The 13,164-nt window shown below is 72.6% G+C and carries 17 protein-coding genes and 1 pseudogene; 8 read left to right on the top strand and 10 right to left on the bottom strand.

All coding sequences use genetic code 11. The features are described 5' to 3' along the window. Positions 1 to 91: 91 nt before the first annotated feature. Positions 92 to 325 (bottom strand): hypothetical protein, encoded by a 234-nt coding sequence (locus AB0G11_RS40170; RefSeq protein ID WP_357591939.1) that lies wholly within the window; start codon positions 323 to 325, stop codon positions 92 to 94. A gap of 28 nt (positions 326 to 353) precedes the next feature. Between AB0G11_RS40170 and AB0G11_RS40165 the strand changes: the two genes are divergently transcribed. From AB0G11_RS40165 to AB0G11_RS40155, 3 genes are all read left to right on the top strand, one after another. After that, positions 354 to 902 (top strand): hypothetical protein, encoded by a 549-nt coding sequence (locus tag AB0G11_RS40165; protein ID WP_357591937.1) that lies wholly within the window; start codon positions 354 to 356, stop codon positions 900 to 902. Positions 903 to 959: 57 nt separating this feature from the next. Beyond that, complete coding sequence (locus AB0G11_RS40160) at positions 960 to 1,550, top strand: hypothetical protein (RefSeq protein ID WP_357591935.1); 591 nt, start codon at positions 960 to 962, stop codon at positions 1,548 to 1,550. A gap of 179 nt (positions 1,551 to 1,729) precedes the next feature. Continuing rightward, positions 1,730 to 2,665, top strand: a complete 936-nt coding sequence (locus AB0G11_RS40155) for a sulfite exporter TauE/SafE family protein (RefSeq protein WP_357591933.1) — start codon at positions 1,730 to 1,732, stop codon at positions 2,663 to 2,665. 213 nt (positions 2,666 to 2,878) lie between these two features. On the opposite strand, the pseudogene AB0G11_RS40150 reads toward AB0G11_RS40155, so the two are convergent. The 3 genes and pseudogenes from AB0G11_RS40150 to AB0G11_RS40140 form a co-directional block, all read right to left on the bottom strand. After that, positions 2,879 to 3,082 (bottom strand): annotated as a pseudogene (locus AB0G11_RS40150) (DUF202 domain-containing protein); the annotation flags it as partial. Between the two features lies 1 nt (position 3,083). Continuing rightward, positions 3,084 to 3,401 carry a DUF202 domain-containing protein gene (locus tag AB0G11_RS40145; protein ID WP_308125685.1) on the bottom strand — a complete coding sequence of 106 codons (318 nt, stop codon included), beginning with the start codon at positions 3,399 to 3,401 and terminating at the stop codon, positions 3,084 to 3,086. Between the two features lie 123 nt (positions 3,402 to 3,524). Then, positions 3,525 to 4,139, bottom strand: coding sequence for a TetR/AcrR family transcriptional regulator (locus AB0G11_RS40140; protein ID WP_219502847.1), 615 nt, complete (start codon positions 4,137 to 4,139; stop codon positions 3,525 to 3,527). Between the two features lie 87 nt (positions 4,140 to 4,226). Between AB0G11_RS40140 and AB0G11_RS40135 the strand changes: the two genes are divergently transcribed. Together AB0G11_RS40135 and AB0G11_RS40130 are read left to right on the top strand one after the other, a co-directional pair. Further along, a complete protein-coding gene (locus AB0G11_RS40135) occupies positions 4,227 to 4,964 on the top strand; it encodes an SDR family oxidoreductase (RefSeq protein ID WP_219502848.1) in 738 nt (245 codons plus the stop codon). Between the two features lie 14 nt (positions 4,965 to 4,978). Beyond that, positions 4,979 to 6,160: a PQQ-dependent sugar dehydrogenase gene (locus AB0G11_RS40130; RefSeq protein WP_357591931.1), complete on the top strand. Its 1,182-nt coding sequence runs from the start codon at positions 4,979 to 4,981 to the stop codon at positions 6,158 to 6,160. 41 nt (positions 6,161 to 6,201) lie between these two features. Here AB0G11_RS40130 and AB0G11_RS40125 read toward each other — a convergent pair whose 3' ends face one another. The 4 genes from AB0G11_RS40125 to AB0G11_RS40110 form a co-directional block, all read right to left on the bottom strand. Then, positions 6,202 to 6,822 (bottom strand): HAD family hydrolase, encoded by a 621-nt coding sequence (locus AB0G11_RS40125; RefSeq protein WP_357591929.1) that lies wholly within the window; start codon positions 6,820 to 6,822, stop codon positions 6,202 to 6,204. After that, positions 6,819 to 6,941: a hypothetical protein gene (locus tag AB0G11_RS40120; protein WP_357591927.1), complete on the bottom strand. Its 123-nt coding sequence runs from the start codon at positions 6,939 to 6,941 to the stop codon at positions 6,819 to 6,821. The genes AB0G11_RS40125 and AB0G11_RS40120 overlap by 4 nt, the downstream gene beginning before the upstream one ends. 89 nt (positions 6,942 to 7,030) lie before the next feature. Beyond that, positions 7,031 to 8,464: a DEAD/DEAH box helicase gene (locus AB0G11_RS40115; protein WP_357591925.1), complete on the bottom strand. Its 1,434-nt coding sequence runs from the start codon at positions 8,462 to 8,464 to the stop codon at positions 7,031 to 7,033. A 276-nt stretch (positions 8,465 to 8,740) separates the two neighbouring features. Beyond that, entirely contained in the window at positions 8,741 to 8,947 is a 207-nt protein-coding gene (locus AB0G11_RS40110) for a cold-shock protein (protein WP_219502854.1), read from the bottom strand. 303 nt (positions 8,948 to 9,250) lie between these two features. Here AB0G11_RS40110 and AB0G11_RS40105 point away from each other — a divergent pair, with 303 nt between their 5' ends. The 3 genes from AB0G11_RS40105 to AB0G11_RS40095 all read left to right on the top strand — a co-directional run bounded on the left by AB0G11_RS40105 (position 9,251) and on the right by AB0G11_RS40095 (position 11,311). Further along, the gene (locus tag AB0G11_RS40105; RefSeq protein WP_357591923.1) at positions 9,251 to 9,679 is read left to right on the top strand and encodes an EF-hand domain-containing protein; all 429 of its coding nucleotides are present in this window, start codon (positions 9,251 to 9,253) and stop codon (positions 9,677 to 9,679) included. 70 nt (positions 9,680 to 9,749) lie between these two features. After that, positions 9,750 to 10,142, top strand: a complete 393-nt coding sequence (locus tag AB0G11_RS40100) for a RidA family protein (RefSeq protein ID WP_308125687.1) — start codon at positions 9,750 to 9,752, stop codon at positions 10,140 to 10,142. Between the two features lie 47 nt (positions 10,143 to 10,189). Then, complete coding sequence (locus AB0G11_RS40095; RefSeq protein WP_357591921.1) at positions 10,190 to 11,311, top strand: NADH:flavin oxidoreductase; 1,122 nt, start codon at positions 10,190 to 10,192, stop codon at positions 11,309 to 11,311. On the opposite strand, the gene AB0G11_RS40090 is transcribed toward AB0G11_RS40095, so the two are convergent. Then, positions 11,308 to 11,937: a response regulator transcription factor gene (locus AB0G11_RS40090; RefSeq protein WP_357591919.1), complete on the bottom strand. Its 630-nt coding sequence runs from the start codon at positions 11,935 to 11,937 to the stop codon at positions 11,308 to 11,310. The two genes, AB0G11_RS40095 and AB0G11_RS40090, sit on opposite strands and share 4 nt — an antisense overlap. Beyond that, on the bottom strand, positions 11,934 to 13,160 hold the full coding sequence (locus tag AB0G11_RS40085) for a sensor histidine kinase (protein ID WP_357591917.1): 1,227 nt from the start codon (positions 13,158 to 13,160) through the stop codon (positions 11,934 to 11,936). The genes AB0G11_RS40090 and AB0G11_RS40085 overlap by 4 nt, the downstream gene beginning before the upstream one ends. Between the last annotated feature and the right edge of the window lie 4 nt (positions 13,161 to 13,164).

Below are 13,164 nucleotides of genomic sequence, written 5' to 3'. Positions count from 1 at the left end.
GTCAGAAGGGCGTCCAAGTCTGTCTTCACACACCGACCATGGACGCCCTTCGTCACGCCCGCAGCCGATCACCAAATTTCACATCAGCGATCTAGCCCGCGTTCAGGAAGTCCCGTACGACGTGCCGGGCGATCTGGCTGCCGAAACCGCCCCAGACCAGGTCGAACTGGTGGTCCGCGTACGGGATCTCCACGAGTTCGTGCCGCACCCCGGCCTGGGCGAGGCGGGCGGCGAAGTCCCTGGTGTACCCGGCGGTCTGGAGGATGTCGCGGCCGCCCTGGATCAGCAGCGTCCGCGGCAGCCTGGGCCGGAGGTGCTGTTCCACGGGGGCGGGTGGGTGTTGGATGGCATGGATGATCGACACACCGCTGGAAAGGCTCCGCGCCGCCACCCGGCGCGCCCGTGACCTGGCAGGCGCGGACGACGCCCCCGCGTTCGACCCGTTCCCCCTGCTCGAAGCCCTCCACCGCCACGGCGCCCGGGCCGTCGTCATCGGGCAGGTCGCCGGCATCATGCACGGCTCCACCGAACCGACCCGCGACCTGGACCTGCTCTGGGACGGCGACCCGGCCCATGCCCCCGCCCTGACGGCCGCGCTCGCCGCCGTCGGCGCCCGGCTCATGGACGAGAGCGGCAGGCCCCTGCCGACTCGCCCGGACTCCCTGCTCCGGCCCAAAACGCAGTTCACCTCGGCCGGAGCCGACGGCGACTGCTGCACCCCGGCGCTGGCCTGGGGCGGCCTCCAGGTCGGGGACTGCCTCGACCGCGCGGTCGCCGCGGCCGGCCCGGACGGGCTGGTGGTCCGCTACGTCTGCCGGGAGGACCTGATCCGGATGCGTCGCGCGCTGGGCCGCCCCAAGGATCTGCGCAGGGCCGACGAGCTGGACGCGCTCCCGGGCTGACGGGCCCCGCGCGGCCGGGCGGTGACGGGGCCGGGCGTTCTGTGTAGCGTCACGGTCATGGGGCTGGATCCAGGTCCCCGCGCGGTTCTGGTGCCCGATCTGGGCGACGAACTGGCCGGGGCCGTCGGGCGGCTGGAGCGGCTGTTGCTGTCCCTGCGGGCCGCTGAGCGAGCCGGGGCGGCGCTGCCGGAACCTCTCGCGGACGGCGCGGCGCTGGCCGCGCTACGGCGGTTGTGGCGGGCGGTCGCGCTCACCCAGGGACGCCGGGCGGTCGAGGCACGACTGGCCGGCCGGGTCTACGCCTCGTGCGGCCGGATCGAGCACGTGCCGCTGCGCCTGGTCGACGTCGACCCGGTCGACGTGGCCACCCTGTCGGCGGCCGCCGCCGCGCTCGGCGCCATCGCGCTGCGCGAGCCCGAGGGCGGCGACGGCGGCGTGCCGGCGAGGGGCGACCTCGTGGCGGTGGCCGCGCGGATCAGCGGCCTGCTCGACCTGGCCGACACGGCCGAGTCGATCGTGCTGCGCGAGTATCTGGCCGCCGCCGGGCCGGGCGGCGACGTCGTGCTCACCTCGGCCGTGGAGGAGGCGTACCGGATCACGGCGGCCCGGCTCGACACGATGTGGCCCCGGGGCCATTCGCTCACCTGATACCGGAAGCCGCTCGGGGCAAAAGCAGCAATGGCGGCATTCGCCGGTCGGCACTGATTAGCGTTTTCTCATTTCAGTTAGCCAAATCAACGCCAGGGGCAGACCGAATACGGCGGCCGCCTCCCGACATTCGTCCCCTCCCGCGAGCGAAGGACACTGCTGTGCAATTCGATTTCGCCATGGCATTCGGCGCTTTTGCGGTGGCCTTGATGATCGGGCTCACCGGTATGGGAGGGGGCGCGCTGATGACGCCGATGCTCGTGACGTTCTTCGGCGTGTCACCCATGGCGGCGGTCTCCAGTGACCTGGTGGCCGCCGCGGTGATGAAGCCGGTCGGCAGCGCGGTGCACTACCGCCGGGGGACCATCGACCTGCGGCTGGTGGCCTGGCTGTGCGCGGGCTCGGTGCCCGCCGCGTTCGGCGGCGTGCTGGTCGCGAGGGCTCTGGGGGACGGCGAGCGCGTTCACGACGTGATCGAGATCGCCATGGCGGCGGCGCTGCTGATCGCCGCCGCCACGCTGGCGCACCGCAGCTACAGGGCCGCGCTCGACAAGGTCGGCCGCAGCAGCGGCGCAGCGCCCGCCGGGCACCGTGCCCGGAGCACCGCTCCGCTCCGGGTGCGGCCTGTCCCCACCGCCGCCGTCGGCGCGCTCGGCGGGCTCGTCGTCGGCATCACGTCGGTGGGCTCCGGCTCGCTGATCATCGTCGCGCTCGTGGCGCTCTACCCGATGCTCAAGGCCAACCAGCTGGTCGGCACCGACCTGCTGCAGGCCGTGCCGCTGGTGATCTCCGCCGCGATCGGACACCTGCTGTTCGGTGACTTCAGGCTGGAGATCACCACGGCGCTGCTGGCCGGCTCCCTTCCCGGCATCTACCTCGGGGCGCGCATCTCCTCACGCGCCCCCGCCGGGCCGCTGCGCCTGCTTCTGACCTTCCTGCTGCTGGCCTCCGCCGCGAAGATGTCCGGCCTCGGCCCGGCCGCCGTGACCGCGGTCGTCCTGGCGGCCGTCGCCGCCACGCTGGCCGTATGGCTGGTGATCCATCGCCGGTACGGCGTGCCGCTCCGGAGGCGGGCGGCCGAGGAGCGGGACGCCGTGGAGAGCTCGTCGGCCTGACGGCGCCGGGGCGGATCGCGGCTGACGATCGTGGCCGGGCTGGATGACGCCGGCACCGCGATACGTCGAGTGCGTGGGCCTGACCGGCGGCTGCTGCCCGCCCGGGTTGACCGCCAGCAGCATCCCGGCCACGCCCACCAGAGTGACCAGCACGGTCAGCGGCTTCAGCGGGCGGCGCCCGCGACCCGGCCGCCGTCCGGCGGAGTACGCCACGCGGCCGAGGGTCCACGCCAGAACGCCGGCGGCCAGGGCCACCACGCCCAGCAGGGGAGCCGCCTTGAGCAGGGTGACGCACAACGCGATCAACGACATGCCGGTGCGGATCCAGGCCAGGTGGGTGCGTTCGCGCGCCAGACCCGGGTCCGGTTCCGGTTCCGAGGCATCGGTCCCGCCGTCACGGGGAGCGGAACCTGCCATGTCAGCCCTGCCTCAGCGCGAGGACGCCGGCGGCCACCGCCACGCACATGAGGACGAGGACCAGGATCCGGGGCAGGGGCGAGCTCGGCAGCGGGCGGCCGTGGCGCAGCGCGCGCTGGTTGCGGCGCCACTCCAGGTACGCGCCGCCCGGCAGGAGGGCGCCGAGAAGGATCAGGGGAAGCGCCAGCAGCCGCCGGCCCCCCGGTAACCCGGCGAACGGCGGCAGTAGCTGCACGATCGCGAGGCCCGCGACGACCAGGGCGAGCGCGGTCCGGTTCCACGCCAGCATCGTGCGTTCGTTGGCGAAGGTGAAGCGCACATCGGGCTCCGAACCGCCCGTGCCCTCTCCTCCGGTGGGAGGCTGACCAGAATCACGATTCTCCACGTAATCAGACGATAACTCTCCGATGTCTTTTGTAAAGTGCCTTCCTCGCCGCGGTGGTCATCCCGCACCCGCCGAGCGCGGCGCCGCCCCGTAGAGCGCATGGTCGACCAGGCGCTCGACGATCGACTCGTCGAAGGGCACCCGGAGCACGAGCAGCCGGTGGTAGCAGGCGCCCCACAGCTGGTCCACGATGACGTCCAGGTCCGCGTCCTCGCGCAGCTGACCGTCCCGCTGCGCGATGCGCAGCCGTTCCCGGGCGAGCTCGCGCCGGGGCAGCGCGTAACTCTCCGACCACGCCTGGGCGAGGCTCGCGTCCATCTGGGCCGCGCCGACGAGCTCGGACACGGGCTTCTCCGCCCCTTCGTCCTTCAGCCACCGGACGAACGCGCCGAGCTGGGTGATCAGGTCGGCGCGCACGTCCCCGGTGTCGGGGAAGTCCAGCGTCCGCCGGCTATGGGCGAAGTACGCCTCGGCCGCGAGCGCGCCCGGCGACGGCCACCACTTGTACAGGGTCGTCTTGCTCGATCCCGCCTCCATCGCCACGCGGTCGAACGTGACCGCCTGCATGCCGTCTCGCAGCAGGATGCGCCCGGCCGCCGTGAGCACCGCGGCGCGCACCTCCGCGGCGGGGCGGCGGCCTCGGCCGCGTCGGTCGGCAACGCTCTCGGACATCGTCACTCCACTTATGGACTATCTGTTCATTTCGGTGCTACCGTCATATGTGAACAACTCGTTCATATCCTAGCGAAGGCGCATGACATGGTGAACAGCACAGAGCGCGTCGCGCTCGTCACCGGCGGATCCGGCGGCATCGGCAGGGTGAGCGCGGAGCGCCTGGCCGCCGACGGCTTCGCCGTCGTGGTGCACTACGCGGGCAGCAGGGACCGCGCCGAGGAGACGGCGAAGGCGGTCACCCGCGCCGGGGGCCGCGCGGCCGTCGCCGGTGGGGACGTGGCGGACGAGAACGCGATGACCGCGGTGTTCGACGTCGCGGATCGCGAGTTCGGCGGACTCGACGTCGTCGTCCACACCGCGGGCATCATGCCGCTCGCACCCGTGGCCCAGATGGATCTCGACACCTTCGACCGCGTCCAGCGCACCAATGTTCGCGGGACGTTCGTCGTCGACCAGCTCGCCGCCCGCCGCCTGCGCGACGGGGGCGCGATCATCAACTTCTCCACGTCGGTCACCCGGCTGCAGATCCCGGGCTACGGCGCCTACGCCGCGTCCAAGGGAGCCGTCGAGGCGCTGACGCTGATCCTCGCGCGCGAGCTGCGCGGCCGGGACATCACGGTCAACGCCGTCGCGCCCGGCCCCACCGCGACGCCGCTGTTCTTCGAGGGCAAGAGCCAGGAGACGATCGACCGGATCGCCTCCATGAACCCGATGGGCCGGCTCGGCGCACCGGAGGACGTCGCGGAGGCCGTCGCCTTCCTCGCGGGGCCCGCGCGCTGGGTGAACGGCCAGGTTCTCCATGTCAACGGCGGCGCGGCTTGACCACGAAACGGCCGGTGACCCGACGTTCACGATCACGCGCGGCGGCCGTCGCGGCCTCGCTCGCCGTCGCGCTGAGCGGGTGTTCGGGCCCGCCCGACGAGCCGGTGACCGCGCCCTCCCCGCCCGGGCCCTCCCCGTCCGCGCCCTCCCCGTCCGTGTCCTCCCCGTCCGCGCCCCCGGGCACCGCACCGGCCGGTCCGGTCGCGACCCTCGGTGAGCCGGTCGAGCTGACGACGGGGCTGGAGGCCCCCTGGGGGCTCGCCTTCCTGCCCGACGGGTCGGCGCTCGTCTCGGAGCGGATCTCCGGCGAGATCGTCCGCATCCCCGCGAAGGGCGGCGACCCGCGTACGGTCGGCGTCGTCCCCGGTGTGCACGTGAGCTCGGAAGGCGGGCTGCTCGGCATCGCCGTCTCCCCCCGGTTCGCGACCGACCGCACCGTCTACGCCTCCGTCTCCGGGCAGGACCAGAACCGCATCGTCGCGCTCACCATCGCCGGCGACCACGGCTCCCTCTCCGTCGACCGGGTGCTGCTCGACGGCATCCGGACCGCCGACCGGCACCACGGCGGCCGCATCGCCGTCGGGCCGGACGGGCACCTGTGGATCGGCACGGGTGACGCCTTCGAGCCTGGGAACGCCGCCGCCGACGACTCGCTCAACGGCAAGATCCTGCGCATCGCGGTCGACGGCTCCGTACCCGAGGACAATCCCGGCTCGTCGCCGATCTACTCCAGCGGCCACCGCAACGTCCAGGGCATCGCGTTCGGGCCCGACGGCACCCCGTACGCGTCGGAGCTCGGTCATCGCACCTGGGACGAGGTGAACGTCCTTCGCGCGGGCGCGGACTACGGCTGGCCGGAGACCGAGGGGATCGCCGGGTCCACCGGGCAGGCTCCGATCGCCACGATCCACCCCGACGAGGCGAGCCCTTCCGGCGTCGCGTACGCCGAGGGGTCGCTGTGGATCGGCGCGCTGGGCGGCCGGCGGCTCTGGCAGCTTCCCGTCGAGGGCGGCGCCGCGACGGCCGAGCCGATCGACCACTTCGCCGGCGAGTACGGGCGGATCCGCACCGTCGAGGTGGCCCCCGACGGAGCCCTCTGGCTCGTCACGTCGAACACCGACCGCGCCACCTGGGGCGGCACCGCCCCGCGCCCGGGCGACGACCGCATCCTCCGCGTCGAGGTGCGCGAACCCTGATCGAGCCGACGCCACCCGGGCCGATCCGGTGCGCGCGGTCCTCAGAGCAGGGCCAGCACGTCTCTCGGGTGCCGGGCCACCGGGCCGGGGTACGGGGCGGTGGGCAGGCCCCAGGACGCGTGGACGGCTCGGGCTCCCGCCCGCCGGGCGCACTGGAGGTCGGTCTCGGCGTCGCCCACGTAGACGGCGTCGGCGGCGCGTACGCCGAGGAGGCGGCAGGCGAGCTCCAGCCCGTCGGGCGCCGGTTTGGCCCGGCCGACCTCGTCACCGCACACCACGACCGCGAACAGACCGGTCAGGCCGGCGGCGCCCAGCATCATCGTGGCCGCGCGCCGCGTGGCGCCGGTGAAGACGCCGAGCGGCCGGCCCGCTCGGGCGAGGTCGCCGAGCAGCTCCACGACACCGGGGAACGGCCGGACGGTCGCCGCGGCGGCGTCGAGGCGGCGGTGGAAGTGCTCCAGGTCTTCGGCCGTGGGCGGGCGGCCGAGAAAATGGGCCAGCACCGCCGGGGTCGAGCCCAGCCGCCACGCGGCCACGACCTGCTCCGGTGTGACGTCGGGACCGCCGAGCGCGCGGACGGTGCCGGCGTACGCGTCGGGCACCACGGTCATGGTGTCGACCAGGGTGCCGTCAAGGTCGAACACGACCGCCCCACCCGTCACGTGCGCTCCCCCGCCGGATCGCGCGGCATCGGGTCCGGGAGGTCGGCGGCGCGTGCGGTGATGTGGCGCAGCGCGGTGTAGTCCAGCACGCCCAGCCCCGCCGCGGAGTCACTCCCCACACGGAGCACTGTAGCTCGCCGTCCATCGCATGGTCACGGTCCTGGCCGTGGTCGCTCCCAGCCTAGGCCGGTGGGCGGGGCAGCCGTCGCTACCTGAAGCGGCGGCCGTTCCGGCCCGTTCGGCGGCCGGCCGCCGGGGCCGTGATGGTCACGGGTATCCCCGAGGGAGCCTGGGCGCCGGTGATGCGCCGGAGCTCGGTCTCGCCCGAGCGGACCTGGCTGGTCTGCGGGACGATGCCGGCGGCGGCCATCAGGCGGGACATGTCACGGCGCTGGTTCGGCAGGACGAGGGTGACGACGCTGCCGGATTCCCCTGCGCGGGCGGTGCGGCCGCCGCGGTGCAGGTAGTCCTTGTGGTCGCTCGGCGGGTCGACGTTGACGACGAGGTCGAGGTTGTCGACGTGGATGCCGCGGGCCGCGACGTTGGTCGCCACCAGCACCGTGACGTGCCCGGTCTTGAACTGGGCGAGGGTGCGGGTGCGCTGGGGCTGGGACTTGCCCCCGTGCAGCGCGGCGGCGCGGACGCCGCTGTGCAGCAGGTCCTGGGTGAGCCGGTCCACGGCGTGCTTGGTGTCCAGGAACATGATCACCTTGCCGTCGCGCGCGGCGATCTCCACGGTGGTGGCATGCTTGTCGGCGTCGTGGATGTGCAGCACGTGGTGCTCCATCGTGGTGACCGCGCCCGCCGAGGGGTCGACCGAATGGACCACCGGGTCGGTCAGGTAGCGGCGTACCAGCAGGTCGACGTTGCGGTCCAGCGTGGCGGAGAACAGCATCCGCTGGCCCCCGGGGCGCACCTGGTCGAGCAGGTGGGTGATCTGCGGCATGAACCCCATGTCGGCCATCTGGTCAGCCTCGTCCAGCACGGTGATCTCGACCTGATCCAGGCGGCAGTCGCCGCGCTCGATGAGGTCCCTGAGCCGTCCAGGGGTCGCGACGACGACCTCGGCGCCGTCGCGCAGCGCCTTGGCCTGCCGGCTGATCGACATGCCGCCGACGACGGTGGCCAGTCGCAGCTTCAGCGACTGGGCGTACGGGGTGAGCGCGTCGGTGACCTGCTGGGCCAGTTCCCGGGTGGGCACGAGGATCATGGCCAGCGGCCGGCGCGATTCGGCACGCTGCCCTGCGGTGCGGACGAGCAGGGCCAGGCCGAAGGCGAGCGTCTTGCCCGATCCGGTGCGTCCCCGGCCGAGGACGTCCCGGCCGGCCAGGGAGTTCGGCAGGGTGGCCGACTGGATCGGGAACGGCTCGTTCATGCCCAGGCCGGTGAGCGTCTTCATCAGCGCGGGCGGCATGTTCAGCTCGGCGAACGTCGCGGCCGCGGGCAGGGCCGGGGTGACGGTGACCGGCAGGGCGAACTCGCCCTGAAGCGCGGCGGGACGCCGTCCGTGGCCACCGGACCGCCGGGGGTTGCCGGAACGGCCCGGAGCCGACGAGCCGGATCGGCTGCCTCTGCCGGAGCCGGCGGAGCCGCCCGTGCGGGTGGAGGAGAAGCGGTCGTGCTTGCGAGTTGCGTGGTTCACGCAGAACCTTCCTCGATGCGGCACGTGTCAAGTGATTCTCAGGCGCGACGGGCGGCACAAGAATGGCGAGCACGAGCCGAAGAAAGACGAGCCGGGCCGGCGGAAAGCCACCTGGCCTGGTGCGTCGAAATGGTCGGCATGCGCCGAAAGAACGGCGGCTGCGATGCCGGTCGGGGCTGGAGCCGGCTTATGACCGGACAGGACCGGATGCCCCGGAGCAACGTAGCTGGGGCCCGCGCCGTACAGCGCGGGCCCCAGCTACGTGGTGCGTCGATGTCAGGCGGAAACGATGTTCTCGGCCTGCGGGCCCTTCTGGCCCTGCGTGATGTCGAAGGCGACCTTCTGGCCCTCGCGCAGCTCGCGGTAACCGCCCTGGGAGACGATGTTGGAGTAGTGCGCGAAGACGTCGGCGCCGCCGCCGTCCTGCTCGATGAAGCCGAAGCCCTTTTCCGCGTTGAACCACTTCACGGTGCCGGAAGCCATATTGATCTCCTTTTGATGGGGTGCAAAGCCGAAATCCGCAACGAACGGATTTCGCGTCGCCGCGATAGGACCACACACCCGGAGATGACCGGCAAACAAAAATGCACCTGAGGCTACATACCGTCAGGTGCACACAAGTTTTTATGGGTACCACAACTGCAACTGACCCCAAGCTACCACACATGTGGCCGTGCTGCGCAACATCCTGGCCGTAACCCACAGTGACACTACTGTCACGGTCCGGCGAAAGGAGGGCACCTAGCGACAGTAGTTGCCGGTTGCGACGCTGGAGACCATCGGGGCATGGCGAGCACATTCCAGCGGGGCAAGGTCCAGCTCGTATTCAGCGCGATGGACGCCGACGGCGACGGCGCACTGCGCGAGAGCGACTTCGACGACCTGGCACGCCGCTGGGCGGCCATCCGCAGGGCGGGCGACGCGGAGCGCCTCACCGCGGCCATGCGCGGCGGGCGGACGCTCGCCGCGCGCTCCCGCAACCCCGAGTCGGTCACGCTCGACGACGTGCTCACCGTCGTGGACGTGCTGGGCGAGATGCCGGGCGCCGTGGACGCCACCGCCGAGGCCATGTTCGACGCCATCGACGAGGACAGCGACGGCCGGATCTCACCGGGCGGAGTTCGTCCTCCACTGGGGCGAGTTCTGGGCAGGCGACGACCCTGCGGCGCCGGGCACCCACGCCTTCGGCACACCTCCCGCTTGATCGCGGCTTGACAAGTGCATACATGTACATGCAACATCTTCTTGCACGGACAAAACATGTACGTACATGCAAGGAGATGTCATGAAGCGCGAACGCATCAGCACCACCCCCGACTGGTACGAGCCCTACGCCATCTCACAAGCCATCAAAGTCGGCGACCTCGTCTTCGCCTCCGGCCAGGCCGGCTTCGACGACAACGGCGTCACCGTCAGCCACGACTTCGAAACCCAGGCCCGCCAGGCCTTCACCAACCTCGACCGCGTCCTCAAAGAAGCCGGATCCAGCCTCGCCGACGCCGTCAAGGTCACCATCCTCGTCACCGACCTCGAACCCAACCTCGACACCATCATCAAACTGCGCAAAGAGTTCTTCACCGAGCCCTACCCCGCCGACACCCTGATCCAGATCTCCCGCCTCGCCCAGGCCGACTGGCAGATCGAGGTCGACGCGACCGCCGTGGCGACCGCGCGCTGACGCCGCCGATCCGCAACAGACCTCCGACCCATCAAGGGAGTACCTCCATGACGAACCACCACGCGCTGCTGCCCGTCCGGGTCGGCGGTCTCGACCTGCCCAACCGGCTCGCCGTCGCGCCGATGACCCGGGTGTCCGCCGACCCCGACGGCACGCCGACCCTGGAGATGGCCGAATACTACGAGCGGTACGCGACGGGCGGCTTCGGGCTGGTGATCACGGAAGGCACCTATACCGACACCGTCCACAGCCAGGGCTACCTCAACCAGCCGGGCATCGTCTCCGCCCGGCACGTGTCGGCCTGGCAGGACATCACCACCAGGGTGCGGGCCGCCGGGAGCCGTGTCGTGCTCCAGCTCATGCACGCCGGCGCGCTGTCGCAGGGCAACCCGTACCGCGCCGGCACGGCCGGGCCGTCCGCCGTGCGGCCGCGCGGGGAGATGCTGCCCGAGTACGGCGGGTCCGGACGCTGGCCCACGCCCCGGGAGATGACCGGGGCCGACATCGAGGCGGCGATCGGCGGCTTCGTGGCCTCGGCCGTCCGGGCCCGGGATGCCGGCTTCGACGGGGTCGAACTTCACGGAGCCAACGGCTACCTGCTGGACCAGTTCCTCACCGATTACACCAACCGGCGCGCCGACTCCTACGGCGGCCCGGTCGCGAACCGGGTCCGGCTGACGGCCGAGGCGGTGGCCGCGGTCCGGGCCGAGCTCGGCGCCGGCTTCTGCGTCGGCGTACGGCTGTCGCAGGGCAAGGTCAACGACTTCGGCCACCGCTGGGACGGCGGCGCGGCCGACGCGCGGATCATCTTCGCCGCGCTGGCGGAGGCCGGCGCCACGTACCTGCACATCGCCAGCGAGGGGCGCGACTGGATCGAGACGGCCCGGCTGGACGGCGGCGTCACGATCACGAGCCTGGCTCGCCAGGTGAGCGGCCTTCCGGTCATCGCCAACGGCGGCATGCACGATCTCGCGCAGGCGGCCCAGGTCCTGTCCGACGGCCATGCCGACCTGCTGTCCGTCGGCCGGGGCGCGCTGGCCAACCCCGATCTTCCCCATCGCCTGTCGCGGGGCCTGCCGCTGGAGGCGTACGACCGTCGCATGCTGGAGCCGATGGCGACGCTGAGCAACGCGCGACAGCGGCTCCAGGGCCCGCGCGTTCGCGCCTAGGGCAGCAGGCCGCGCGTGTAGGCGGTGGCGACGGCGGCGGCCCGGTCGGAGACGCCCAGTTTGGTGTAGATGTGCGCCAGGTGGGTCTTGACCGTGGTCTCGCTGATGAACAGCGTGGCGGCCGCCTCCTTGTTCGTCGCGCCGCGCGCCACCAGCCGCAGCACGGTGTGCTCGCGCTCGCTCAGCTCGGCCGCCCGGGGCGCGGGCTCGCGTACGCGCCGCAGGACGCGGGCCGCCACGGCGGGCGTCAGGACCGTCTCCCCCACGGCGGCCGCGCGGACGGCGCGGAAGACCTCCTCGCGGGGCGAGTCCTTCAGCAGGAAGCCGATCGCGCCGGCCGCCACGGCCGGCAGTACGTCGTCGTCCCCGTCGTACGTGGTCAGCACCAGCACCCGGGCCGACGGCACCCGCGCGGTCAGCAGCCCGATGAACTCCGCCCCACCCAGCCCCGGCATCCGCAGGTCGGTCAGCACGACGTCGGGCTGTTCCCTTACGGCCACCGCCAGCCCTTCCTCGCCGTCACCGGCCTCGCCGACGATCTCCAGGTCGGCCTGCTCGACGAACATGCCGCGCAGGCCGTCGCGTACCACGGGATGGTCGTCGACGATCACCAGCCGCACCGTCACGGCGCCTCCCGTTCGCCGGCCGCCGGGATGGCCGGCACGCTCACGCTCACCGCGGTGCCCCGGCCGGGCGCCGACTCCACCTCGACCTCGCCCGCCAGCCGGCTCACCCGCTGGCGCATCGCGGTCAGCCCGAAGCCGCCGGTCTGCGAGGGGGTGAATCCGACCCCGTCGTCCCTGATGTCAGCCACGACCACATCCTCCATGTACGACAGGGTGACCACGGTCTTGCCCGCCCTGGCGTGGCGGGCCACGTTCGCCAGGGCCTCCTGCACCGCCCGGAACAGCGTCACCTCGACCTCGGGGTGCAGCAGCCGGGCGGTTCCGGTGACGGTGAGCGTCGCGGGCGTCTCGTGCGTCTCGCCCCAGCCGGACACCAGCGCCGACAGCGCCTCCGGCAGCCGGGAGGCCGCCAGCGGGCCGGGCCTCAGGTCGTCGAGGGAGCGGCGGACCTCCTTCGCGCTCTCCCTGGCCAGGGCCCGGGCTATGGCCAGGCGGCGGCGTACCGCGTCGGGGTCGGAGGCGACCTCGTCAGCGGCTTCGAGCTGGGTGACGATGCCCGCCAGCCCCTGGGCGACGGTGTCGTGGATCTCGCGGGCCAGCCGGCCGCGCTCGCCGGCGACGCCGGTCTGGCGGGCGGCGGCCAGCAGCTCGCCCTGCAGGGCGGCGTTCTCCTCGGCGAGCCGCGCCAGGCGCGCGTTGGCCTCCTCCAGCGCCCGGTTCGCCGCGCGCCGCCGTCCCACCTCGGCCTCCATCGCGCGGATGATCCAGCCGATGAACGCCGCCAGCGCCACCGACGCCAGCACCCCCGGCACCCTGGGCCAGACGTCCACCGGCCAGGACAGCGCGAACGGGTCGCCCAGCACCAGCAGCCCGCCCGCGGCCACGCCGAGATAGGCGTAACGGCCGGGCAGGGCCACGAACGCCATCGGGAAGCAGGCGACGACCAGCAGCGCGTACGCCGGGTGACGGGTCGACAGCACCCACGAGAGCGCCAGCAGTCCCGCGAAGTACACCGCCATCGGCGCCAGCGCCCGCTCCGGCCATTGCGGATGGGCCATCACCATCCAGCCGTGCCACAGCCCGGCGGCCACGGCCAGCGCCACGGTGACGGCGCGGCCGGACGGCGGGGCCGCGGAGTCGGCCACGGCGATCAGCGTCGCCACGGCCAGCACGGCCAGCGGCACGGCGTGCCAGCGCCGGTCCCAGTCGCGTACCCGCACCACCCAG

Origin of the sequence: Nonomuraea sp. NPDC023979 (assembly GCF_040639085.1) — a bacterium.
GTDB lineage: Bacteria > Actinomycetota > Actinomycetes > Streptosporangiales > Streptosporangiaceae > Nonomuraea > Nonomuraea ceibae.
The sequence above is the reverse complement of the archived record's forward strand: the minus strand, read 5'-3'. Positions and strand labels throughout refer to the sequence as shown.